The following is a 21,333-nucleotide window of genomic DNA, read 5'->3' on the forward strand; positions in this document are numbered from 1 at the left end:
GTTTCGCGCGTCACGGTCGACTATCGTCGCGAAACATGCGACGGCGCGATCGGCGCGGTGGCGCGGCGCATGCCGCAGCCCTGCCTGCCCCTCGATGGGGCGGGCAGGGCTTCCCCCCCCCCGCCCGGTCCGCTCAGGTGACCGAACTGCGGAACGGATCGGCGGTCAGCCGCGCGGCACGTCGGCGCAGGCGCGCCTCGCGCAGCATCGCATAGCCGCCCGCCCCTGCAATGATCGCCGCCCCCAGCAGTGCCAGCGCATCGGGCCGTTCGCCAAAGACCAGAACCCCCAGGATGATCGCAAAGACCAGCCGGGAATAGCGGAAGGGCGCAATCGCGCCGATCTCGCCGATGCGGGTGGCCGTGACCATGGTGATATAGCCGCACAGCCCGAAACCCAGCGTGACCACCATCACACCCGCCATCGGGGCGTCGGGCAGAAACACCGGATCACCCGCCACGATCAGCAGAACCGCCCCCGCGACCGACATCGACCCAAAGGCCGACGCGGTCAGCAGCCCCGATCCGATCCTGTCCGGCAGACGTCGTGTCGCCAGATCGCGCACGGTCAGCGACAGGACCGCGATCAGCGCAAGCACCGAACTTGGCTGGAACGCATCCGTCCCCGGTCGCACGATCAACAGAACCCCCAGAAAGCCGATCGCGATCGACGACCAGCGCCGCCAGCCCACCGGCTCGCCCAGGAACAACGCCGCCCCGAAGGTCATCATCAGCGGCAGCGCCTGCAAGATCGCCGACGCGATGCTGAGATCCCCCAGCGACAGCGCCGTCAGAAACGTCACGCCGCAAATCGCTTCGGCAAGGTTGCGCAGTACCACAAGCGGATGACACAGATCGCGCCAGCGCAACCCCTCGGGTCCGAAAACGACCCAGGCACCGAAAACCAGCATCCCCGCCAGTCCGATATAGAACAGCAGCGCACCGATGGGCACATCCACCGCCATCGTCTTCAGCAGCGCATCCTCGCAGGCGAACGCCGCCATCGACAGCGTCATCAACAGCGCCGCACGCGCATTCGGGCTCATGATCCGGCCTCCAGCCGCCCGATCAGATCCGGCAGTTCCGTGATCGAGGTCAACTCGTGCAGGCGCGGGTGTTCAGGCGCCTCGGCATGTTCCACCGCCCATGTCAGATCATGGGGCAGGAACACGCCATGGCCGCCCAGATCCAGCACCGGCAGCACATCGCTTTTCATCGAATTGCCCGCCATCAGGAATCGCTCGGCCGAGATGCCGTGACGCCACAGCACCCGCGAATAGGCCTCGGGGGTCTTGTCGGCCAGGATCTCGACCGCCTCGAAACGTTCGGCCAGACCCGAAGCCGCGACCTTGCGTTCCTGATCCAGCAGATCCCCCTTCGTGATCAGGATCAGCCGACGCCCCTGCAGCGCGTCCAGCGCCTGTTCGACCCCTGCGATCAGATGCACCGGATGCGCCAGCATGTCCTGTCCCATATCAAGGATCTGGCCGATGACATGGCCGGGAACACGCCCCTCGGTCAGTTCGATCGCGGTCTGGACCATCGACAGGGTAAAGCCCTTGATGCCAAAGCCATAGCGCGCCAGATTCCGCCGCTCGACATCGTAAAGCCGCCCGGTGATCTGATCGGGATCGCCGTGGTCGGCCAAAAGATCGACAAAGCTGGATTCCGTCACGCGGAAAAAGGTTTCATTTTCCCACAGGGTATCATCGGCATCCAGCCCGATTGCCTCGATCATGCCCGGCCCTCTTGTCTTGCACACGCTGCAAAGCGTGATCACGCGGCGCCCGCATTGTCAAACCGGCGACCCGATTCGCGACGCCTGCCACGGACGGCCCACAAGATCTGGGGGAAGGCGTGGCAATCGGCCGCGATCCCTGCGCCCCCATACAGATTGAGACGCAGTAACGATTTTGCTATATCTTGTGGCTATAAGGGCGAAACAAGCCGACCCAACGGCGCCCAAGGCAGGAAACCCGAGGAGACAGTTCATGCTGAACCGTATCGTGATCGCGGCGGCCGCCGTGATGATGACCGCCCCGCTGGCCATGTCCGGCCCCATCGACAGTGCCTGCGTCCGTTCGGATCGCGCCCGCGGCAATGCGCCGCTGTGCAGCTGCATCCAGCGCGTCGCCGACAAGACCCTGTCGCGGTCCGACCAGCGCCGCGCCGCGTCCTTCTTCCGCGACCCCCACAGCGCCCAGGAAGTCCGGATGTCGAAATCCAATGCCGACAACGCCTTCTGGGCCCGCTACAAGCGTTTCGCCGGCACGGCCGAGGCTTATTGCCGCTAGGCCGATGCGCATCGTCGTCCTGACCGGGGCCGGAATTTCCGCCGAAAGCGGTCTTGCGACCTTTCGCGCCAGCGACGGCCTGTGGGAAGACCATCGCATCGAAGACGTGGCGTCGCCCGAAGGTTTCGCCGCCGACCCCGCGCTTGTCCATGATTTCTACAACATGCGCCGAACCAGGGCGGCTCAGGCGCAGCCGAACGACGCGCATCGCGCGCTTGCGCGACTGGCGCAGGTGCACGACCTGACGCTGGTCACACAGAATGTCGACGATCTGCATGAACGCGGCGGCAGTCCGCAGGTGATCCACATGCACGGGGCGCTGAGCGGTGCCCTTTGCGCGGCATGTGATGCCAGATGGCCCGCGCCGCAGTTGATGTATCCCGGTGACGCCTGCCCCGTCTGCGCGGCCAAGGCGACGCGTCCCGATATCGTCTGGTTCGGCGAAATGCCCTATCATCTGGACCGCATCTGGCCGGCGCTGGAACAAGCCGATCTGTTCGCCGCAATCGGCACATCGGGGCAAGTATATCCGGCGGCTGGGTTCGCCCAGCATGCCTCGCGGCTGGGCGTCGAATGCATCGAACTGAACCTCGACAGCAGTGCCAATGCCCGTGATTTCGACCATCGCATCACCGGTCCGGCCAGCGTGACGGTCCCCGCCTGGGTTCAGGGGCTGGTGGCCCAGACTTAGAAGTTTCACCCAAATTTCCTCGAAATCACGCTAAGATCACGGCACGCACAGCAGTTTGGCGGTGATTGGTTCAAAAGGATTTGGTGATGCGATTTGCAGTCTGGAATCTGGAATGGCTGAACGACATGGTCACGACCGACCGCGACGGTCGCGCGGTTCTGAAACCCGGCGATACCCGCGTGCGCGGCCCCAAGCCCCCCTGGCAGACCGAAAACCCCACCGTCGCCGAACGCAGCGCCCTGATCGCGGCGGGGCTTGCCGATCTGGATGCGGATCTGATCGTCGTGGTCGAAGGCCCCAACCTGACGGGCGAATTGCAGGCGATTTTCGACGCGCTCGCCCCCGGCTCGTGGCTGTGTCATGTTCAGCGGTCCCGCTATGACAGCCGCCCCGGCCCCGAAAGACGGCGACTGGGATCGTCGCAATGCGTGGGCATCGCCCTGCGGCTGGATCGCGGGGCATTTGCCGATCCGCCCGCGACATTCTGGGACAGTGAAAGCCCCGAGGCGGGCCTGATCCATGCCGCGTCGGAACCGTTCTTTCTGGATATCGAAGACAACGGCATCTTCGAGTGGTTCCGCTATGAACGCCGTCCGCTTTACGCCCAGATCAACCCCGCCGACGGCGCCCCTTTTCGCGTGCTTGGCCTGCATCTGAAATCCAAGGGCATCTTTCAGGCCTATGAGTGGTCGAAATGGTGGCAGATGGCCGATGCCAACCGCCGCCGCCTGCTGGCGCAATGCCGCCATATCAGGCGACATTTCCTGGATCGCTATCTGACCGATGCCGACACCGCCGCGATGCCGCTGATCGTCTGTGGCGACATCAATGACGGGCCGGGCTTTGACACATCCGAAATGCGGCTGCTGGCCTCGGGGGTGGAAACGCTGATGGGCCGCGTCTGGGAACCCGGCCTGACCCTTGGCAATGCGCTTTACGACAGCCTGCCCGACAAGGACCGCGCGGCCGAGGATTTCAGCGATCTCAGCACCACGCGCTTTGCCGACCCGATCTTCAACGACAGCTTTCACAGGGTCTGGATCGACCATATCCTGTATTCGCGCAATGCACGGCCCGGCTGGGTGCAGGATGCGCGCATTCCGCGCAAGACCGCCGATGGGTTGGATTACTGGAAGATCAGCGATCATTTCCCGGTCACGGCACGGATCGACCTGCCCCGGCCCATCACCTGAGCGTTCAATAAAACTTGATCGAATCCGGGCGATGGGCTAGGTCGCCCCTGCCTCGGTTCCGGGTTCTGCCCGGTGAAAAGGGAACGCGGTGCAATTCCGCGGCTGCCCCCGCAACTGTAAGCGGAGAGCGAGGCCGGACAACGCCACTGCCCCGCGATGGGGTTGGGAAGGCCCGGCCAAGCATTGACCCGCAAAGTCAGGAGACCTGCCCAGGCGATCACCCTGACCGCATGCGTGGGGCATGCGCGAAACGGAACTTCCGTCGTGGTGGTATTCGCCCTCGGCACGCTTCGTGCCGGACAGACCATTTTCGCCCGTTCGGGGCAGCCGGAAGGACCGATCCCGTGACCCGCCTTGCCATTCTTGCCACCACCGCCGCCCTCGCGACCGCCGCCCAGGCGCAGGATCAGGACAGCTTTGTCCTGCCCGAGATTACCCTGACCGCCTTCCAGACCCCGGCCGAAATCGGCCAGACCGGTGCGACGGTCGATATCGTGACCCGTGCCGATCTACAGGCCGCGGGAACGACGCGCGTCGTCGATTACCTGACCACCCTGCCCGGTATCTCGGCCAGCAGCAATGGCGGCTTTGGAACGCAAACCACGCTGCGGATGCGCGGCCTGCCCGGTCAATATGTCAAGGTTCTGGTGGACGGGATCGACGTGACCGACCCCTCGGGCACGCAGATCAGCTTCGATCCCGGCGCGCTGATGATCGACGACATCGACCGCATCGAGGTGCTGAAAGGTCCGCAATCGGCGCTGTACGGATCCGAGGCGATCGGTGGCGTCATCGCGATCACCACCCGCCGGCCCGACGAAAACGGCGTTCGCCAGGCCGCGACCGTCGAATATGGCAGCAATGCCAGCGCCAAGGGCAGCTACAGCCTGACCGGCAGGGGCGATGACTATGATTTCGCGCTGACCGCCACGCGCCTGAAAACCGACGGTTTCTCTGCGGCCGATGAGGATAACGGCAATTCCGAAGATGACGGCGCCGAAGCCAGCCGCGTCTCGGCGTCGGGCAGCTATCAGCTTGGGCCCGATCTGCGCGTGGGCGCGGCGGCGTTCTGGCAAAAGACGCGTGCCGATTTCGACGAAAGCTTTCCCGCCGTGGCCGATGGGATCGCGCCCTATGTCGAGGTCAGCCGCAGCAAGTCACGCGGCGCACGGGTCTTTGCCGATTACACCATCGCCGGTGTGAACAACCATGTCTCGGCGCAGCGCTATGTCATCGACCGGGAACTGACCCAGGATTTCGGCGATTACGTCACGCGCGGCGAACGGACCGAATTGACCTACAAGGGCGATATGCAGGTTCATGATCAGGTCACGCTGGCCTGGGGCGGCACCCATTCGCAGGAAACGCTGGATCAGGGCGCGGTCGAGGCCGATTTCATCATCAACAGCGCCTTTGCCGAGGCACGCCTTGCCGCGACCCCCGATCTGGATATCGCGCTGTCGGGGCGGCATGACCACCATTCCGCATTCGGGTCCGAAAACACCGGGCGGCTTGCGCTGGCATGGCGGGTCACGGATGACTGGTTGCTGCGCGCCCAGATCGGCACCGGCTTTCGCGCCCCTTCGCCCTACGAACTGTACACACCGTTCTATGGCAACCCCGACCTGAAGCCCGAAACTTCGCGCGGGATCGAGTTTGGCGCCGAACGGAAATTCGCGAATGACGGCTTCGTGCGCGCAACAGTGTTCCAATCTAGGATCACCGATCTGATCGACTATGATTTCACCACTTCCAGCTATGCGCAGGTCGCAGGTGACAGCCGCACCCGTGGGGTCGAGCTGTCGGCAGCGGCCCCGCTGACGGACAGGATCCGCATCAGCGGCAATTTCACCTATACCGACAGCGAAGGACCCGATGGCATGCCCCTGAACCGGGTGCCCGCGCGCGCGCTGAACCTGCGGCTGGAAGGCGATGCAGGCCCAAGCGCACGTTATATGCTGGGCCTGTCGCATGTGTCCGGGCTGACCGACCGGGGGCAGGACATGCCGACCTATACGGTGGTCAATGCCGCGGTCGAGTATGATTTCAGCACCAGCGCGACCGGCTATCTGCGGATCGAGAACCTGCTGGACGAGGAATATCAGGTCGTGCGTGGCTATGGCACATCCGACCGGGCCGTCTATGCGGGGATCCGTGCGTCTTTCTAGGGCGATCCGTGTCTGGGCGGCGGCAATGCTGATCGCCGTCCCAGCCCATGCCGCGCCAACGCGCGTGGTGTCGATGAATCTTTGCACCGATCAGCTGGCGATGATGCTGGCCGCGCCGGATCAGCTGATCTCGGTCAGCGATCTGGCCAGCGATCCGCGCATGTCGCCCATGTATCGGACCGCCCTCGACTTTGCCGCCAATCATGGCCGGGCCGAGGAAATCTATCTGATGCGCCCCGATCTGGTGGTCGCCGGGCAGTTCGCCTCGGGACCGACGGTCACGATGCTGCGGCGGCTGGGCATCCGGGTCGAGGTCATGGCCCCGGCCGACAGCATCGCCGACATTCGTGACCAGATCGGACAGATGGGCGCGTTGCTGGGCCGTGAAACGGCGGCGGCGGATCTGCTGACACGGTTCGATGCACGCCTGTCGCGCCTGCGTGACCAGACTGACCGGGGCCGGGTCGCGCTGTATTATGCCAATGGCATCACCTCGGGGCGCGACACGCTGGCGGGAACGATCCTGGCCGAGGCAGGGTTTTACAACATCGCCGGTGATTACGGCATCACCACCACCACCGCCCTGCCGATGGAATTGCTGGTGATGGCCGACCCCGACCGCCTGATCACCGGCGCGAAATGGCCCGGACAATCCCGCAGTGAGGCGGTTCTGGATCACCCTGCACTGGCGCAGGTCGCGCCGCGATCCGATGTCACCGACCGCGACTGGGTCTGCGGCACGCCCCATGTTCTTGACGCCATCGAAGCCCTGAAATGAGGCCGCTGTTTCCCCTTCTGATCGCGCTGGTCGCGATGCTGTTCATGGCCTCGCTGCTGATCGGGCCTGCCGGAATCGGCGCGCTGACGGGGCTGAAGGCGCTGATCCTCGGGGGTGAAGGTCCACTGCCGATCGTCATGCGCGAAATTCGTCTGCCGCGCGCGATCCTTGGTGTGGCCGTCGGGGCGGGCCTTGGCCTGACCGGCGCCGCGCTGCAGGGTTATCTGCGCAATCCGCTGGCCGAACCGGGGCTGATCGGCGTGTCCGGCATGGCCGCGCTGGGGGCGGTGATCGCGATCCAGACCGGGCTTGCACTGACCGCCGCGCTGATGCTGCCATTCGCGGCATTGACCGGCGCGGCCGTGGGCGTCGGGCTGCTGATGCTGTTGGCCGGGCCGCGCGGTGGGTCGGTCACGCTGATCCTTGCCGGGGTGGCGATCTCGGCCTTGGCGGGGGCGGGCACGGCGCTGGTGCTGAACCTGTCGCCTAACCCCTATGCCGCGAATGAAATCGTGTTCTGGCTGATGGGATCGCTGGCCGATCGGTCGATGGTCCATGTTATGCTGGCCCTGCCGCTGATGGTGGTGGGTGCGGTGCTGATCGCACGGTCGGCACGGGCGCTGGATGCGCTGACCCTGGGCGAGGCGGCGGCAGCCGCGCTGGGGGTTTCGCCGGGGCGGCTGCGGATCTGGCTGGTCACCGGGGTGGCGCTGATCGTCGGGCCCGCAACGGCGGTTGCCGGGGCCGTCGGCTTTGTCGGCCTGGTGGTCCCGCATGTGCTGCGCCCACTGGTGGGGGCGCGCCCCTCAGTCCTGCTGCCGGCTTCGGCGCTTGGCGGGGCGGTGCTGCTGCTGGCCGCCGATATCGCGGTGCGGCTGATCCTGCCGGAACGCGACCTGAAGCTGGGCGTGTTGACCGCCATCGTCGGCGCACCGCTGTTTCTGCATCTGATCTGGAAAACCCGCAGCGGGGGGCGTGTCTGATGCTCAATCTGCACGCGCTGTCGGTCAGCCGTCGCCGCCGATCCGTCCTGTCGGGGATCGATCTTCAGGTCGGTGCGGGCGAGGTCGTCGGCCTGATCGGCCCGAACGGCGCGGGAAAATCGACCCTGATGGAGGCCGCGCTGGGGCTGATCCCGTTTTCGGGCCGGTCCAGCCTTGCCGCCCTGCCCGAAAGCCGTCGCGCCCGGCAGGCGGCCTATCTGCCACAATCGCGCGAGATCGCCTGGCCGGTCAGCGTCGAGGATCTGATCGCGCTGGGGCGCATTCCCTGGCCCGGTGGTGGCCGCAGCCCGCGCGACCTTGCCGCGATCGACGCTGCCATCACGCGGATGGAGTTGCAGGATTACCGCAAGCGGACCGCGCTGCGCCTGTCGGGTGGCGAACAGACCCGCGCCCTGATCGCCCGTGCCCTGGCGCAGGAAACGCCCCTGCTGATCGCGGATGAACCCATCGCCGGGCTGGATCCCGCGCAACAGCTGGCCTGCCTGCGCCTGTTCCGCGATCTTGCGGCCGAGGGGCGCGGCGTACTGGTCAGCCTGCACGATCTGGGGCTGGCGGCGCGGTTCTGTTCGCGGCTGGTCCTGCTGGTCGAAGGACGGATCATTGCGGATGGCCCGCCCGATCAGGTTCTGTCCGACGATCTGATGCGCCGCGCCTTCGGCATCGCGCTGCATCGGATCGACACGCCCGAAGGCCCCGCGATCCTGCCGCTGTAGCCGCCGTCAGGCCAGCGCGGCGACCAGTTCATCGGTCAGCGCCCCCATTTCGTCGCGCGCCGGGCCGCTACGGCTGCGTTCGATCACGCCCAGCCCCTGCCCCAGCGTTTCGGCATAGGCCACGCGATTGGCGACCTGCGTCGCGGCCAGGGTCGCGCCCAGTTCGACCGCCTTTTCGGCAACCTCGACCGACAGGCGCGTATTCGGCCGCACGCGGTTCAGCACCACCAGAACCGGCGCCTTTTCGCGCTTGGCCAAGTCCAGCACACCCTCGGTCGCCCACAGATCAACATGACTGGTCGCCACCGGCACGATCACCAGATCGGCCACGCGCAGGGCCGGTCGCAGATCACTGTCGATCTTCGGCGGGGTATCGACGATCACGTAATCGAACCGCTTTTTCAGCTTTTCGGATTCGTAGCTGGCCCCCCAGGCCGACGAGGTCGAGAAATCCATCGCCTCATCCTCGCCCTGCGCCTGCATCCGCTCGATGAACCAGCGTCCCATGCTGCCCTGCGGATCGGTATCGACAAGGGCGACCGAATGCCCCCGCTGATGCAGCGCGACCGCAAGATTGACCGCAAGCGTCGTCTTGCCGCTGCCGCCCTTCTGCTGGGCCACCGTGATGATCTTGCCTGCCATGCCGTCCCCCTTGCCGGTCTTTCCCAGAAACCTAGCGAGGCACCGGACCGATTGCACGGGGAAAAGAAAGGCGCGGCCCTAGCTTTCGTAGACCGACTGCAATTCGTACATCACCGGCTCGAAGCTTTTGCACATGCCGTGGATTTCGCGGTTGCGGCGGCGCATTTCATCGCTGCGCAGCATCGCCTGATAATCCTTGCGGTCGCGCCATTGCGAATAGGTGGCGATGCGGGTCTGCGCGTCGTTCAGATGGATCGCGCCCGAAATGAATCCCGGCTGGCGGCGGATGACCTGGTCCCATGCCTCGGACAGCAGATCCAGAACGTCATGGGCGCTGCCCGGCGTGACCTCGAATGTGCAGATCACGGTCTGACCGTCGAAATCGGCGTTGATATCGGGCATGGCTGACCTCCCTCTGGCTATGCGTGTCCTCAGCCTAGGACGATTTCGTCGATCCGCAAAGCGCGGACATGCCCCCATTGCCGCCGCGCAGCGTAACGGGCATGGTCGCCGCGACACGACAAAGGAACAGGCGATGATCCCCGTATTCGACGGTCACAATGATTTTCTGCAACGCGTCGTCGCGGCGGGACCGAATGGCGCAAGGCTGTGGCTGAACGGGGACGGGACCGGGCATCTGGACCTGCCCCGCATGCAGCAGGGCGGCATGGTCGGTGGCTTTTTCGCGATCTGGATCCCCTCGCCCGCGGGTCCGAACGATGCCGAAGCGGTCAAGATCATGCAGAACCCGCCCTTTGAAATGCCCCTGCCCGACCAGATCGGCCATGACGCGGCCCTGCCGCACGCCTTTCGGCAGGCAGCCGCCCTGAAGGCGCTGGAACGGACTGGCACGCTGGACATCGTGACCACGGCGGCGGGGATGCGCGACACGATCGCGGGCGGTCGCATCGCCGCGATCATGCATATCGAAGGCGCCGAGGCGATCCGCGACATGGACGCGCTGCATCTGTGGCACGCGGCGGGGCTGCGTTCGCTGGGGCCGGTCTGGTCGCGCCCGACCGCCTATGGCGAGGGCGTGCCCTTCGCCTTTCCCGCCGGGCCCGACATCGGTGACGGCCTGACCGACGCGGGCAAGGCGCTGGTGGCCGAGTGTAACGCGCTGAAGATCATGCTGGACCTGTCGCATCTGAACGAGGCCGGGTTCGACGATATCGCCCGGCTGTCCGATGCACCGCTGGTCGCCAGCCACAGCTGCGTCCACGACATCTGCCCCAGCGCGCGCAACCTGACCGACCGTCAACTGCGGGTGATCGCCGAAAGCCGCGGGCTTGTGGGCCTTAACTTCGCCTCAAGCTTTCTGCGCGAGGATGGCAAACGCCTGCCCTTGCAGGATCTGGACGTGATGATCCGGCACCTGGACCACCTGATCGGCATTCTTGGCGAAGACGGGGTCGCGCTGGGTTCGGATTTCGATGGGGCCCTGATGCCGCAGGATCTGGCAAGTGCGGCGGATCTGCCCAATCTGATCGACGCGATGCGCCGGCACGGCTATGGCGAAGACCTGATCGCCAAGATCGCCTGCCAGAACTGGATCGGGGTGCTGGAACGGACCTGGGGCGGCTAAGACCCGCTGGCCGCGGTTGACTTTCGCGGCCAAGCCCACACCTTGGGAACACGCCGCACAGCACGGATATCCCATGGGCCACAACAACACCAACGCGCCGGTCGCGCGCTTTCCCGAAGTCAGCCGTCCCAAGCTTGAGGGTGGCAAACGCTTTGTCATGCAAAGCGAGTTCAAGCCTGCGGGCGATCAGCCGACCGCCATCGCGGAACTGTCGGCAGGTGTCCGGGACGGGGAACGCGATCAGGTCCTGCTGGGCGCCACCGGCACGGGCAAGACCTACACCATGGCCAAGGTGATCGAGGAAACCCAGCGCCCGGCGATCATCCTTGCACCCAACAAAACGCTGGCCGCGCAGCTTTACGGTGAATTCAAGGGCTTCTTTCCGGACAACTCGGTCGAATATTTCGTCAGCTACTACGACTACTATCAGCCCGAAGCCTATGTGCCGCGCAGCGATACCTATATCGAGAAGGAATCGCAGATCAACGAGGCCATCGACCGGATGCGCCACAGCGCGACGCGCGCGCTGCTGGAACGCGACGACGTGATCATCGTCGCCTCGGTCAGCTGCATCTACGGCATCGGCTCGGTCGAGACCTATTCGGCGATGACGCAGGACATGATCGTCGGCGAAAGCTATGACCAGCGCGAATTTCTGGGTCAGCTGGTGGCGCAGCAATACAAGCGGCTGGACGCGGCCTTCCAGCGCGGCGGCTTCCGCGTGCGCGGCGACGTGGTCGAGGTCTGGCCGGCCCACCTTGAGGATCGCGCCTGGCGGTTCGACTTCTTCGGCAACGAGCTGGAGGCGATCACCGAATTCGACCCGCTGACCGGCACGAAATCGGACAGTTTCAAGCAGATCCGCATCTATGCGAACAGCCACTATGTGACGCCGCGCCCGACGATGCAGCAGGCCGTGAAGGGCATCAAGAAGGAGCTGGCCGAGCGTCTGAAGGTCCTGCAAGAGGAAGGCAAGCTGCTGGAGGCGCAGCGCCTGGAACAGCGCACCAATTTCGACATCGAGATGCTGGAAGCGACCGGCGTCTGCAACGGCATCGAGAACTACAGCCGCTATCTGACGGGCCGCGCGCCGGGCGAACCGCCCCCCACGCTGTTCGAGTTCATCCCCGACAATGCCATCGTCTTTGCCGACGAAAGCCATGTCAGCGTGCCGCAGATCGGCGGCATGTATCGCGGCGACTTCCGGCGCAAGTTCACGCTGGCGGAACACGGGTTCCGCCTGCCCAGCTGCATGGACAACCGCCCCCTGAAGTTCGAGGAATGGGACGCGATGCGCCCGCAATCGGTCTTCGTGTCGGCCACCCCTGCGCAATGGGAAATGGACCAGACCGGCGGCGTCTTCACCGAACAGATCATCCGCCCCACCGGCCTTCTGGACCCCCAGATCGAGATCCGCCCGGTCGAGATGCAGGTCGACGACCTGCTGGACGAGGTGCGCCGCGTCACCGCCGCCGGTTACCGGACCCTGTGCACCACGCTGACCAAGCGCATGGCCGAGGATCTGACCGAATACATGCATGAACAGGGCATCAAGGTCCGCTACATGCACAGCGATATCGACACGATCGAGCGGATCGAGATCCTGCGGGACCTGCGCCTTGGCGCCTTCGACGTGCTGATCGGCATCAACCTGCTGCGCGAAGGGTTGGATATTCCCGAATGCGGGCTGGTCGCGATCCTCGATGCCGACAAGGAAGGCTTCCTGCGGTCCGAGACCTCGTTGATCCAGACCATCGGGCGGGCGGCGCGGAATGCCGATGGTCGCGTCATCATGTATGCCGACCGCGTCACCGGTAGCATGGAACGCGCCATGGCCGAGACCGAGCGCCGCCGTGAAAAGCAGATGGCCTATAACGAGGAACACGGCATCACGCCGCAAACCGTCCGCAAGAATGTCGAGGATGTTCTGGCGGGGCTGTGGCAGGGTGATACCGACCAGTCGCGCGTCACCACCAAGGTCGACAAGCCGATGGTCGGCGCCAATCTGCAGGCCCATCTGGAGGCGCTGCGCGCCCAGATGCGCAAGGCGGCCGAAAATCTGGAATTCGAAGAGGCCGCCCGCCTGCGCGACGAGGTCAAGCGGCTGGAGGCCGTCGATCTGGCGGTATCGGACGACCCGCTGGCCCGGCAATCCGCGATTCAGGATGCGGTGGAATCGGCGCTGGACGGCTCTGGCCGCTCGACCGCAGGTCGTGCAGGGCAGCGCGGCGGCAACAAGCGGTCAAAGCGTCGTCGCTGACGGTCGGGATTCCCACATACAGGGGCGCCGATCGGTCATGGCCGTCGCGCCCCTCAGACCTTGGGTTATTGGCTGTCCGTGCCCGGCGTAACCTGCGCAACCGAAATCATCTGCTTCAGTTCGGGGTCGGCATCCAGATCGGCGACCGCGTATTTCGCCGTCAGACTGGCGGGCGACAATTCGATATTCTTGACCACCTGTGCGCCGGGTGCCGCCGGACCATAGGTGCGCCCATTCACTGCGAAATAGACCGCACCCGAATTGCCCGAGCGCAGAACCGGCGGCTCTTCCAGCTTGGGCAGGGTGAACCGCTCGCCCGCGTCCAGAATCTTTTCCAGAAGCACGGTGCCATCGGCAGAGGTTACGCGAACCCATGCCGGTCGCGAGGCCAGAAGCTCCAGTTCCGGGGCATCCGGCGCGATGGTGCGAACCGTGCCCTGTTCATCCGGCAATTGCGGACCAAAGGCCATGGCCTGCGTCAGGCCAAGTTCCTGGGTCGGCCCGACCTGCGCGGGCTGGGACTGCGCAAGCTGCGTCTGCACCGCGCCTGCGACCATGTCGTTCAGGTTCGGATTGATCGCCGCAATCGGGCCGTCACGCGGGGTCAGCACGGGGGCTTCCAGGATCTGCGGACGATACAGCCGGTCAAGCGCCTCGGGCTGGGGCAGGTTCTGCACCAGCGTCGCCGCCTCGGTCGGGTCCAGCGCGGGACCGGGCAAGCCAGCCCCCTGCACCGGATCCAGCGACGTGGTCACGCCCGGACGATCCTCGCCGGGGGCCAGGGTCACACGCTGCACTTCCTGAAGGACGGACCATCCGCCATAGGCCAGACCGCCGACCAGCAGCGCCAGAACCAGAATCGCACCGATGGCCCGCGGTTCGACATCCGACCAGAAGCTTTCCTTCTTGGGGATGAACAATGCATGTGGATTGGCCAGCGCCTCGGCCGGGTCAGACGGGCGGCGGGCCGGTTTCGGACCCGCAGCCGACGCGGCCATGCCATGCGTGGGCTGGAAGCCCGATTCCAGACAGAACCGGCGGAACACCCAATCGCTGTCCATGTTCAGATAGCGGGCATAGGACCGCACATACCCGGCCACGAAGCTGGGTGTGTCGAATGCACTGATGTCGCAGTTTTCAATCGCGGCGATATATGACGCCCTGATCCGCAATTCGCGCTGAACATCCAGCAGCGACTTGCCCATCGTCGCCCGTTCTCCGCGCATGATATCGCCGAGCCGGGTATCGTCGTCGAGGAAATGATCCACTTCCTCCACCTGCACAAACTCCTCTGGCGGGTTGATTGCCCGCAGCCTGCTCATTGCCAACTGCCCCATCCGCACGCTTTCTGACGTCCCGAATCGGACGTTAACGTCACTTCATTAATGGCAAGTTATCACGGAGGCGAGAGCAGTTCATCAGTGGATTTGCCTATGCGCTCAATTCGGCGCGATTCAGCGCGCAATGCGACCACAATGCATCCATCGCCCGCACGAGGTGGTCTATCTGCCTGGAATCATGCACCGGCGAGGGGGTAAAACGCAGGCGTTCGGTGCCCCGCGGCACGGTCGGGAAATTGATCGGCTGAACATAGATGCCATAATCGCGCAGCAGCATGTCGGACAGTTGCTTGCAATGGACCGGGTGACCGACATGGACCGGGACGATATGGCTGCCGTGATCGATGATCGGCATCCCCAGCGATTTCAGCCGCATTTTAAGGATGCGCGCGTGCAGTTGCTGCGCATCGCGCAGATGCTGCCCCTCGGCGCTTTTCAGGAACCGGATTGAGGCCGCCGCCCCTGCCGCGACCGTGGGCGGCAACGACGTGGTGAAGATGAAGCCCGGCGCATAGGACCGGATCGCGTCGCACATCTTGGCCGTCGCAGCGATATAGCCGCCAAAAACGCCGAAGGCCTTACCCAGCGTACCGTTGAAAATGTCGATACGGTCCAGCAATCCGTCACGTTCGGCAACGCCGCCGCCGCGCGGGCCGTACATGCCCACCGCGTGAACCTCGTCCAGATAGGTCAGCGCGCCGAATTCATCGGCCAGATCGCAGATCGCCTCGATCGGGCCGAAATCGCCGTCCATCGAATAGATCGATTCGAAAGCGATCAGCTTGGGCGCGGCGGGATCATCGGCGGCCATCAGTTCGCGCAGATGGTCCAGATCATTGTGGCGGAAGATGCGCTTGGCACCGCCATTGCGCTTGATCCCCTCGATCATCGAGGCGTGGTTCAGCGCATCGGAATAGATGATCAGGCCGGGAAACAGCTTGGGCAGCGTCGAAAGCGTCGCGTCATTGGCGATATAGGCGCTGGAAAACACAAGCGCGGCTTCCTTGCCATGCAGGTCGGCCAGCTCGGCTTCCAGTTCCTTGTGATAGACCGTGGTGCCGCTGATATTGCGCGTGCCGCCCGACCCCGCACCGGCCGCATCCAACGCCTCGTGCATGGCATTCAGGACGACCGGGTGCTGCCCCATGCCCAGATAGTCATTGCCACACCAGACGGTGATTTCCTGACTTTCGCCATCGGGACGCGTCCAGATCGCCTGCGGAAACCGGCCCTTGGCGCGTTCGATATCGATGAAGGTGCGATAGCGCCCTTCCTCATGAAGACGTCCGATAGCCTTGTCCAACGCGGCATCATAATTCATAGCGGGCGTTCCCTTGCATAGCTGGCTGGGTGCGATCATTGTCCGACCACGCGCGGCGGGTCGTTGATACAGGTCAAATCCTGAAAATGACAGGTCAAATTTGTCGCAGCGCGACCAAAGGCCCATAAGGCAAAACCAATAAAACAAGTCAGAAATAAGGAGCCGTCGACATGGATCAAGGTCTGGAACAGGTGCTGGCCAAACTGGACGCGGGACGCGATGCCGCGCTGGACCGTCTGCTGGCCTTCCTGCGCATTCCGTCGATCTCGACCGATCCGGCACATAAATCGGATGTGCGCGACGCTGCCGAATGGTTGCGGGCACAGCTGGACGACCTGGGCTTTCAGACGCAGATCCACGACACGCCGGGCCATCCGATGGTCGTTGCGCGGTCGCAGCCCGGCCAGGCACGCCCGCTTCTGTTTTACGGCCATTACGACGTGCAGCCGGTCGATCCGCTGAACCTGTGGAACAGCCCGCCCTTCGAGCCCCGGATCGAGGAAACCCCGCAAGGTCAGGTGATCCGTGGACGCGGCGCGGCGGATGACAAGGGTCAGCTGATGACCTTTGTCGAGGCGTTCCGCGCCTGGCGCGACGTGCATGGCGAACTGCCCTCGGACCTGATTCTGCTGTTCGAGGGCGAAGAGGAATCGGGCTCGCCCTCGTTGCAGCCGTTCCTGCGCGAACATGCCGTTGATCTGCGCGCCTCGCTGGCGATGATCTGCGATACCAGCATGTATTCCGACGGCCGCCCCGCCATCACCACGCAGCTGCGCGGTCTGGTCGGCCAGGAAGTGGTCATTCGCGGTGCCGATCGCGACCTGCATTCCGGCAGCTTCGGCGGGCTTGCGGCCAACCCGATCATGATCCTGGCGCAGGCACTGGCCACGCTGAAGGACGATCAGGGCCGCGTGACCCTGCCGGGCTTCTATGAGGGCGTGCAGGATCTGACCGACGAGCTGCGCCGCGACTGGGACGCGCTTGGCTTTGACGCCGAAGAGTTCCTGTCGGGCGTCGACCTGAAGACGCCCATTGGCGAGACCGGCCGCACCCCGCTGGAAATGGTGTGGAACCGCCCGACCTGCGAGATCAACGGCATCGCCGGCGGCTATGCGGGCGATGGCTTCAAGACGGTGCTGCCCGCCGAGGCCCGCGCCAAGGTCAGCTTTCGCCTGACCGGCACGCAGGACCCCGAAAAGATCCGCGCGGCGTTTCAGGACCATATCCGCGCCCATATCCCCGCCGATTGCAGCGTCGAGTTCCACGATCACGGCGCCAGCCCGGCCAGCGTCATGGACACCTCGGACCCCGCATTCGCGACGGCCAAGGACGCGCTTGGCCGCGAATGGGGGCGCGAAGCGGCCTATATCGGCGCAGGCGGCTCGATCCCGATCGCGGGCGACTTCAAGCAGATCCTGGGCATGGATTCGATGCTGATCGGCTTTGGCCGCGACGATGACCGGATCCATTCGCCGAATGAGAAGTACGACGTCAACAGCTTTACCAAGGGCGCACGGTCCTGGGCCCGCATCCTGACGGCGCTGCGCTGACGAAAAAGGGGCCGCGGCGTATCGCCTGCGGCCCCGTCCCGATCCCGATCCGCCGTCATTGCGGCGACGGGATGCAGATCACTGTCCCGATCTGATCAGCTATTCGCGGTGCAATAGCTTTGGCTGCGCGTCCATGCGGCAATATCCGCGCGTTTCTTTTCGCTGCGCAGGGGCGCCCAGTCGCGGGCAATGCCGCGCCATCCGCCGCTGCCATCACGCACCACCGCGTTGTCGCGGCCAACCTGCTTTGACATGATCCTGACCGCGCAGGACATGTTGTCGGCGCCATTGGTGATGTTGCCGTCACAACCATAACCGCGCCATGTCGCTGGCGCGATCTGCATCAGGCCCAGCCATTTGCCGCCGCCGCCCGATGCCTTGGGGTTGTATGTGCTTTCATGCTTGGCCACTGCCGACAGCAACCCCGCCCAGAATGCCTTGCGCCCGGTCGTTCCCAGCTCTTCGTAATTGGGGCAGAAATTCTCGATATCGTGGGGCACCTGAGAAATGACCTTCACGCCTTCCCGGTCCAGCGCCGCCAATGTGGCCTTTGTCCATGCCTCGGACCCCGCGCTTTGGTCCCAGCGCATCGGCGGCTGGGTGGCCAGCTGCATCTGTTCGACGGTGGGGCGATCGGCGACCTGTTCTTCGGTCGTGGTCTGACAGGCGGCCAGAAAGGCCAATGCGACGATAGGAGCCAGCGCAGCGCGCATGCGGACCTCGTAAGGCGGTTTCGATCAGTCTGCATTAGCGGCGCCGCGAAATGCCGCAAGCTTGTCATTCGGGGCTAGGCGGGATCACGCCGCGCATCGCGGAAACCATCGGTGAAAATCCGCCCATGCAGGCCAGACCGCCCACCGCGCGGTAAGAAAATCTCAACCTTGTCATGAGCCGCGAGGCGCGGGTGATGATTCCCGACCGGACCGCAATCTTCGATGAATCGCGCATGCGATACCGTCGGCCCGTGACAACGCCCGCGTCGTGGCCTAAAACCCCGGCCTGACTGCCCATCCGCAAGCGAGGCTCTGATGCTTGACCACCTGTCCTTTACCGCCCCTGAACCCAAGACCATCGCCGGTGCGAAAGGCGATTGGGAACTGGTCATCGGGCTAGAGGTTCACGCGCAGGTCGCCAGCAAGGCCAAGCTGTTCTCGGGCGCCTCGACCGAATTCGGGGCCGAGCCCAACAGCAACGTGGCCTTCGTGGACAGCGCGATGCCCGGCATGCTGCCCGTCATCAACGAATTCTGCGTGGCACAGGCCGTGCGCACGGGTCTGGGCCTGAAGGCCGGGATCAACCTGTTCAGCGCCTTCGACCGCAAGAACTATTTCTACCCGGATCTGCCGCAGGGCTATCAGATCAGCCAACTGTACCACCCCATCGTCGGTGAGGGTGAAGTGATCGTGGACATGGGCCCCGGCATCGCCCGGCGCGTGCGGATCGAACGCATCCACCTGGAACAGGACGCGGGCAAGTCGATCCACGACATGGATCCCAACATGTCATTCGTGGACCTGAACCGCACCGGCGTCGCCCTGATGGAAATCGTCAGCCGCCCCGACATCCGCGGCCCCGAAGAGGCCGCAGCCTATGTCAGCAAGCTGCGCCAGATCATGCGCTATCTGGGCACCTGCGACGGCAACATGCAGAACGGCAATCTGCGCGCCGACGTGAATGTCAGCGTCTGCCCCCCCGGCGCCTATGAAAAATACCAGGAAACCCAGGATTTCAGCCATCTGGGCACCCGCTGCGAGATCAAGAACATGAACTCGCTGCGCTTCATCCAGGCCGCCATCGAATACGAGGCACGCCGCCAGATCGCCATCATCGAAGATGGCGGCAAGGTCGTGCAGGAAACCCGCCTTTACGATCCCGACAAGGGCGAAACCCGCTCGATGCGGTCCAAGGAAGAGGCGCATGATTACCGCTACTTCCCCGATCCCGACTTGCTGCCCCTGGAAATCGAACAGGCCTGGGTCGATGGCATCGCCGCCGACATGCCAGAACTGCCGGACGAGAAGAAGGCACGCTTCGTCAAGGACATGGGCCTGTCGGAATATGATGCCGGCGTGCTGACCGCCGATGTCGACAACGCCAATTACTTCGAGGCCGTGGCGAAGGGCCGTGACGGCAAGATGGCCGCGAACTGGGTCATCAACGAACTGTTCGGTCGCCTGAACAAGGAAGGGCTCAGCGTCGAAACCTCGCCCATTTCCTCGGCGCAGCTGGGCGGCGTGATCGACCTGATCGCCAAGGGCGACATTTCAGGCAAGATCGCCAAGGACCTGTTCGAGATCCTGTGGACCGAAGGCGGCGATCCGGCGGAAATCGTCGAGGCCCGCGGCATGAAGCAGGTCACCGATCTGGGCGCCATCGAAAAGGCCGTGGACGACATCATCGCTGCCAACCCCGCGCAGGTCGAGAAGGCCAAGCAGAACCCCAAACTGGCAGGCTGGTTCGTCGGTCAGGTGCTGAAAGCCACCGGCGGCAAGGCGAACCCGGCGGCGGTGAATGAGTTGGTTGCCAGGAAGCTGGGCGGCTAAGGCCGCCCTCATCGCCCACGGGCCAGCAAAAGGGACTGATCATGCGCTATGAATATACGGCAATCGCGGCCCCGGCCCGTGGTGAAAAGGCCAAAGAGGCCAAGACCCCGACCGACCGTTATGCCCTTGGTTTCACGGCCGAACTGAACCGAATGGCGGCGGATGGCTGGGAATATATCCGCGCCGATGTGCTGCCAAGCGAAGAGCGGACCGGCCTGACCGGGCGCACGACGGTCTATCACAACCTGCTGGTCTTCCGCCGGCCGCTGTCCCATGTCAGCGCCGCGCCGCGCCCCGAATACCCGGCCGCCGCCGCCCCTGCGCCCGAGCCGCGGCCGCAACCGCAATTGCCCGAAGCCGCCGCGCCCCAACGCCCGATTCAGCCGGAAACGCCCGAGGTTCCGGCGAACGAACCCACAAGGGACTGACCGTTCAGGCCGCGTGTTCTATCCCGACAGGGTGAAACGCGCGGATCTGCACATCACGCCCCCGAAACGCGCAAAAGCTGTTCGGGGGAACCTCGTGCCAGTCATCCTCGTCGGTTTCCAGCGGCTCGGACACGACGGCGCGACCCTGCCGCGTCTCGGACCAGCGGTGATACAGGGACGGCGCGTGATCGTCGCTGGCATAGCGCAGCGCAAACAGCGTTTCCCCGTCGCTGAAGGCGCAGGTGGCACGCACGAAAGGTGCCTGACCGCGCCGCCTTGCCAGATCTGCCAGAACGCCCACGGCCTGCGCCATCGCCCCGCATGGATCGTCGCGCAACCCCGCGCCAAGCGCGATCAGAAACAGCGCCTCGCTGTCGGTCGCGCCCTTGCGATGGGGGTAAAGATCATCGGGGATCAGCAGATCCGCGTCGCGCCGAAAGCCGTCATAGCCGCCGAACTGGCCGTTATGCATGAACGACCAGCGGCCGACCGCGAAGGGATGACAGTTGTTGCGGCTGGTCGCGGTGCCGGTCGAGGCGCGGACATGGGCCATGAACAGGCCCGACCGGACCTGCCCGACCAGACTGCGCAGATTGCAGTCCGACCAGGCGGGCATCACGTCGCGATACAGGCCCGGTTCGGGCCGTTCGCCATACCACGCCAGCCCGAATCCATCGGCATTGACCGGCGTGGTGCAGCGCGTCGCGCCCTGGCTTTGCCGGATCAGCGAATGCGCAGGACGGCTGACGATATCTTCAAGGAAGATGGGTTGGCCCACATAGGCGGCCCAACGGCACATGATCCTGTCCCTTCATGTTATGACG

The 21,333-nt window shown here is 64.6% G+C and carries 20 protein-coding genes and 1 riboswitch; of the genes, 12 read left to right on the top strand and 8 right to left on the bottom strand.

All coding sequences use genetic code 11. From position 1 onward, the window contains the following. Window positions 1-133 precede the first annotated feature (133 nt). Window positions 134-1,045 carry a DMT family transporter gene (locus BMX67_RS00215; protein WP_090731553.1) on the bottom strand — a complete coding sequence of 304 codons (912 nt, stop codon included), beginning with the start codon at window positions 1,043-1,045 and terminating at the stop codon, window positions 134-136. Further along, window positions 1,042-1,737, bottom strand: coding sequence for an HAD family hydrolase (locus BMX67_RS00220; protein WP_090731555.1), 696 nt, complete (start codon window positions 1,735-1,737; stop codon window positions 1,042-1,044). The genes BMX67_RS00215 and BMX67_RS00220 overlap by 4 nt, the downstream gene beginning before the upstream one ends. 253 nt (window positions 1,738-1,990) lie before the next feature. On the opposite strand from BMX67_RS00220, the gene BMX67_RS00225 reads away from it, so the two are divergent. The 7 genes from BMX67_RS00225 to BMX67_RS00255 all read left to right on the top strand — a co-directional run bounded on the left by BMX67_RS00225 (window position 1,991) and on the right by BMX67_RS00255 (window position 8,840). Next, entirely contained in the window at window positions 1,991-2,293 is a 303-nt protein-coding gene (locus tag BMX67_RS00225; RefSeq protein WP_090731557.1) for a hypothetical protein, read from the top strand. 4 nt (window positions 2,294-2,297) lie between these two features. Continuing rightward, window positions 2,298-2,984, top strand: coding sequence for an NAD-dependent deacylase (locus tag BMX67_RS00230; RefSeq protein WP_090731558.1), 687 nt, complete (start codon window positions 2,298-2,300; stop codon window positions 2,982-2,984). 86 nt (window positions 2,985-3,070) lie between these two features. Continuing rightward, window positions 3,071-4,177 (top strand): endonuclease/exonuclease/phosphatase family protein, encoded by a 1,107-nt coding sequence (locus BMX67_RS00235; RefSeq protein WP_090731559.1) that lies wholly within the window; start codon window positions 3,071-3,073, stop codon window positions 4,175-4,177. A 36-nt stretch (window positions 4,178-4,213) separates the two neighbouring features. Beyond that, a riboswitch (cobalamin riboswitch) is annotated at window positions 4,214-4,404 on the top strand. Between the two features lie 117 nt (window positions 4,405-4,521). Then, complete coding sequence (locus BMX67_RS00240) at window positions 4,522-6,345, top strand: TonB-dependent receptor plug domain-containing protein (protein ID WP_175479760.1); 1,824 nt, start codon at window positions 4,522-4,524, stop codon at window positions 6,343-6,345. A 25-nt stretch (window positions 6,346-6,370) separates the two neighbouring features. Then, complete coding sequence (locus BMX67_RS00245; protein WP_245739020.1) at window positions 6,371-7,123, top strand: ABC transporter substrate-binding protein; 753 nt, start codon at window positions 6,371-6,373, stop codon at window positions 7,121-7,123. Next, entirely contained in the window at window positions 7,120-8,106 is a 987-nt protein-coding gene (locus BMX67_RS00250) for a FecCD family ABC transporter permease (RefSeq protein ID WP_090731562.1), read from the top strand. Before BMX67_RS00245 ends, BMX67_RS00250 begins: the two co-directional genes overlap by 4 nt. Beyond that, a complete protein-coding gene (locus BMX67_RS00255) occupies window positions 8,106-8,840 on the top strand; it encodes an ABC transporter ATP-binding protein (protein ID WP_090731564.1) in 735 nt (244 codons plus the stop codon). The genes BMX67_RS00250 and BMX67_RS00255 overlap by 1 nt, the downstream gene beginning before the upstream one ends. Window positions 8,841-8,846: 6 nt before the next feature. Here the strand turns inward: BMX67_RS00255 and parA are convergent, their stop codons facing one another. Continuing rightward, on the bottom strand, window positions 8,847-9,482 hold the full coding sequence (gene parA / locus BMX67_RS00260; protein WP_090731565.1) for a ParA family partition ATPase: 636 nt from the start codon (window positions 9,480-9,482) through the stop codon (window positions 8,847-8,849). Window positions 9,483-9,560: 78 nt separating this feature from the next. Further along, window positions 9,561-9,884, bottom strand: a complete 324-nt coding sequence (locus tag BMX67_RS00265) for an antibiotic biosynthesis monooxygenase family protein (RefSeq protein WP_090731567.1) — start codon at window positions 9,882-9,884, stop codon at window positions 9,561-9,563. A gap of 133 nt (window positions 9,885-10,017) precedes the next feature. Here BMX67_RS00265 and BMX67_RS00270 point away from each other — a divergent pair, with 133 nt between their 5' ends. Continuing rightward, on the top strand, window positions 10,018-11,067 hold the full coding sequence (locus BMX67_RS00270; RefSeq protein ID WP_090731569.1) for a dipeptidase: 1,050 nt from the start codon (window positions 10,018-10,020) through the stop codon (window positions 11,065-11,067). 73 nt (window positions 11,068-11,140) lie between these two features. Beyond that, window positions 11,141-13,327 carry an excinuclease ABC subunit UvrB gene (uvrB, locus tag BMX67_RS00275; RefSeq protein WP_090731570.1) on the top strand — a complete coding sequence of 729 codons (2,187 nt, stop codon included), beginning with the start codon at window positions 11,141-11,143 and terminating at the stop codon, window positions 13,325-13,327. A gap of 65 nt (window positions 13,328-13,392) precedes the next feature. Here the strand turns inward: uvrB and BMX67_RS00280 are convergent, their stop codons facing one another. Further along, the gene (locus BMX67_RS00280) at window positions 13,393-14,649 is read right to left on the bottom strand and encodes a helix-turn-helix domain-containing protein (RefSeq protein WP_411956851.1); all 1,257 of its coding nucleotides are present in this window, start codon (window positions 14,647-14,649) and stop codon (window positions 13,393-13,395) included. A 109-nt stretch (window positions 14,650-14,758) separates the two neighbouring features. After that, complete coding sequence (hemA, locus tag BMX67_RS00285) at window positions 14,759-15,988, bottom strand: 5-aminolevulinate synthase (RefSeq protein ID WP_090731572.1); 1,230 nt, start codon at window positions 15,986-15,988, stop codon at window positions 14,759-14,761. A gap of 170 nt (window positions 15,989-16,158) precedes the next feature. Between hemA and BMX67_RS00290 the strand changes: the two genes are divergently transcribed. Further along, on the top strand, window positions 16,159-17,538 hold the full coding sequence (locus tag BMX67_RS00290) for a dipeptidase (protein WP_090731573.1): 1,380 nt from the start codon (window positions 16,159-16,161) through the stop codon (window positions 17,536-17,538). 95 nt (window positions 17,539-17,633) lie between these two features. On the opposite strand, the gene BMX67_RS00295 is transcribed toward BMX67_RS00290, so the two are convergent. After that, window positions 17,634-18,251: a lytic transglycosylase domain-containing protein gene (locus BMX67_RS00295; RefSeq protein ID WP_090731575.1), complete on the bottom strand. Its 618-nt coding sequence runs from the start codon at window positions 18,249-18,251 to the stop codon at window positions 17,634-17,636. Between the two features lie 315 nt (window positions 18,252-18,566). On the opposite strand from BMX67_RS00295, the gene gatB reads away from it, so the two are divergent. Both gatB and BMX67_RS00310 read left to right on the top strand, forming a co-directional pair. Beyond that, complete coding sequence (gene gatB / locus BMX67_RS00305) at window positions 18,567-20,081, top strand: Asp-tRNA(Asn)/Glu-tRNA(Gln) amidotransferase subunit GatB (RefSeq protein WP_090731578.1); 1,515 nt, start codon at window positions 18,567-18,569, stop codon at window positions 20,079-20,081. 41 nt (window positions 20,082-20,122) lie between these two features. After that, entirely contained in the window at window positions 20,123-20,509 is a 387-nt protein-coding gene (locus tag BMX67_RS00310; RefSeq protein WP_090731581.1) for a DUF4177 domain-containing protein, read from the top strand. A 4-nt stretch (window positions 20,510-20,513) separates the two neighbouring features. On the opposite strand, the gene BMX67_RS00315 is transcribed toward BMX67_RS00310, so the two are convergent. Then, window positions 20,514-21,308, bottom strand: coding sequence for a class II glutamine amidotransferase (locus BMX67_RS00315; RefSeq protein ID WP_090731584.1), 795 nt, complete (start codon window positions 21,306-21,308; stop codon window positions 20,514-20,516). Window positions 21,309-21,333 lie beyond the last annotated feature (25 nt).

The sequence above is a fragment of the Paracoccus homiensis genome, from assembly GCF_900111675.1.
Taxonomy (GTDB): domain Bacteria; phylum Pseudomonadota; class Alphaproteobacteria; order Rhodobacterales; family Rhodobacteraceae; genus Paracoccus; species Paracoccus homiensis.

Excerpts from the sequence above, each read along its gene's own strand:
- BMX67_RS00220 (WP_090731555.1), bottom strand. The coding sequence starts at position 1,737 with ATGATCGAGGCAATCGGGCTGGATGCCGATGATACCCTGTGGGAAAAT.
- BMX67_RS00265 (WP_090731567.1), bottom strand. The coding sequence starts at position 9,884 with ATGCCCGATATCAACGCCGATTTCGACGGTCAGACCGTGATCTGCACA.
- gatB (WP_090731578.1), top strand. The coding sequence starts at position 18,567 with ATGCTTGACCACCTGTCCTTTACCGCCCCTGAACCCAAGACCATCGCC.
- hemA (WP_090731572.1), bottom strand. The coding sequence starts at position 15,988 with ATGAATTATGATGCCGCGTTGGACAAGGCTATCGGACGTCTTCATGAG.
- uvrB (WP_090731570.1), top strand. The coding sequence starts at position 11,141 with ATGGGCCACAACAACACCAACGCGCCGGTCGCGCGCTTTCCCGAAGTC.
- BMX67_RS00290 (WP_090731573.1), top strand. The coding sequence starts at position 16,159 with ATGGATCAAGGTCTGGAACAGGTGCTGGCCAAACTGGACGCGGGACGC.
- BMX67_RS00225 (WP_090731557.1), top strand. The coding sequence starts at position 1,991 with ATGCTGAACCGTATCGTGATCGCGGCGGCCGCCGTGATGATGACCGCC.
- BMX67_RS00230 (WP_090731558.1), top strand. The coding sequence starts at position 2,298 with ATGCGCATCGTCGTCCTGACCGGGGCCGGAATTTCCGCCGAAAGCGGT.
- BMX67_RS00250 (WP_090731562.1), top strand. The coding sequence starts at position 7,120 with ATGAGGCCGCTGTTTCCCCTTCTGATCGCGCTGGTCGCGATGCTGTTC.
- BMX67_RS00270 (WP_090731569.1), top strand. The coding sequence starts at position 10,018 with ATGATCCCCGTATTCGACGGTCACAATGATTTTCTGCAACGCGTCGTC.
- BMX67_RS00215 (WP_090731553.1), bottom strand. The coding sequence starts at position 1,045 with ATGAGCCCGAATGCGCGTGCGGCGCTGTTGATGACGCTGTCGATGGCG.
- BMX67_RS00295 (WP_090731575.1), bottom strand. The coding sequence starts at position 18,251 with ATGCGCGCTGCGCTGGCTCCTATCGTCGCATTGGCCTTTCTGGCCGCC.
- BMX67_RS00235 (WP_090731559.1), top strand. The coding sequence starts at position 3,071 with ATGCGATTTGCAGTCTGGAATCTGGAATGGCTGAACGACATGGTCACG.
- parA (WP_090731565.1), bottom strand. The coding sequence starts at position 9,482 with ATGGCAGGCAAGATCATCACGGTGGCCCAGCAGAAGGGCGGCAGCGGC.
- BMX67_RS00310 (WP_090731581.1), top strand. The coding sequence starts at position 20,123 with ATGCGCTATGAATATACGGCAATCGCGGCCCCGGCCCGTGGTGAAAAG.
- BMX67_RS00245 (WP_245739020.1), top strand. The coding sequence starts at position 6,371 with ATGCTGATCGCCGTCCCAGCCCATGCCGCGCCAACGCGCGTGGTGTCG.
- BMX67_RS00280 (WP_411956851.1), bottom strand. The coding sequence starts at position 14,649 with ATGAGCAGGCTGCGGGCAATCAACCCGCCAGAGGAGTTTGTGCAGGTG.
- BMX67_RS00255 (WP_090731564.1), top strand. The coding sequence starts at position 8,106 with ATGCTCAATCTGCACGCGCTGTCGGTCAGCCGTCGCCGCCGATCCGTC.
- BMX67_RS00315 (WP_090731584.1), bottom strand. The coding sequence starts at position 21,308 with ATGTGCCGTTGGGCCGCCTATGTGGGCCAACCCATCTTCCTTGAAGAT.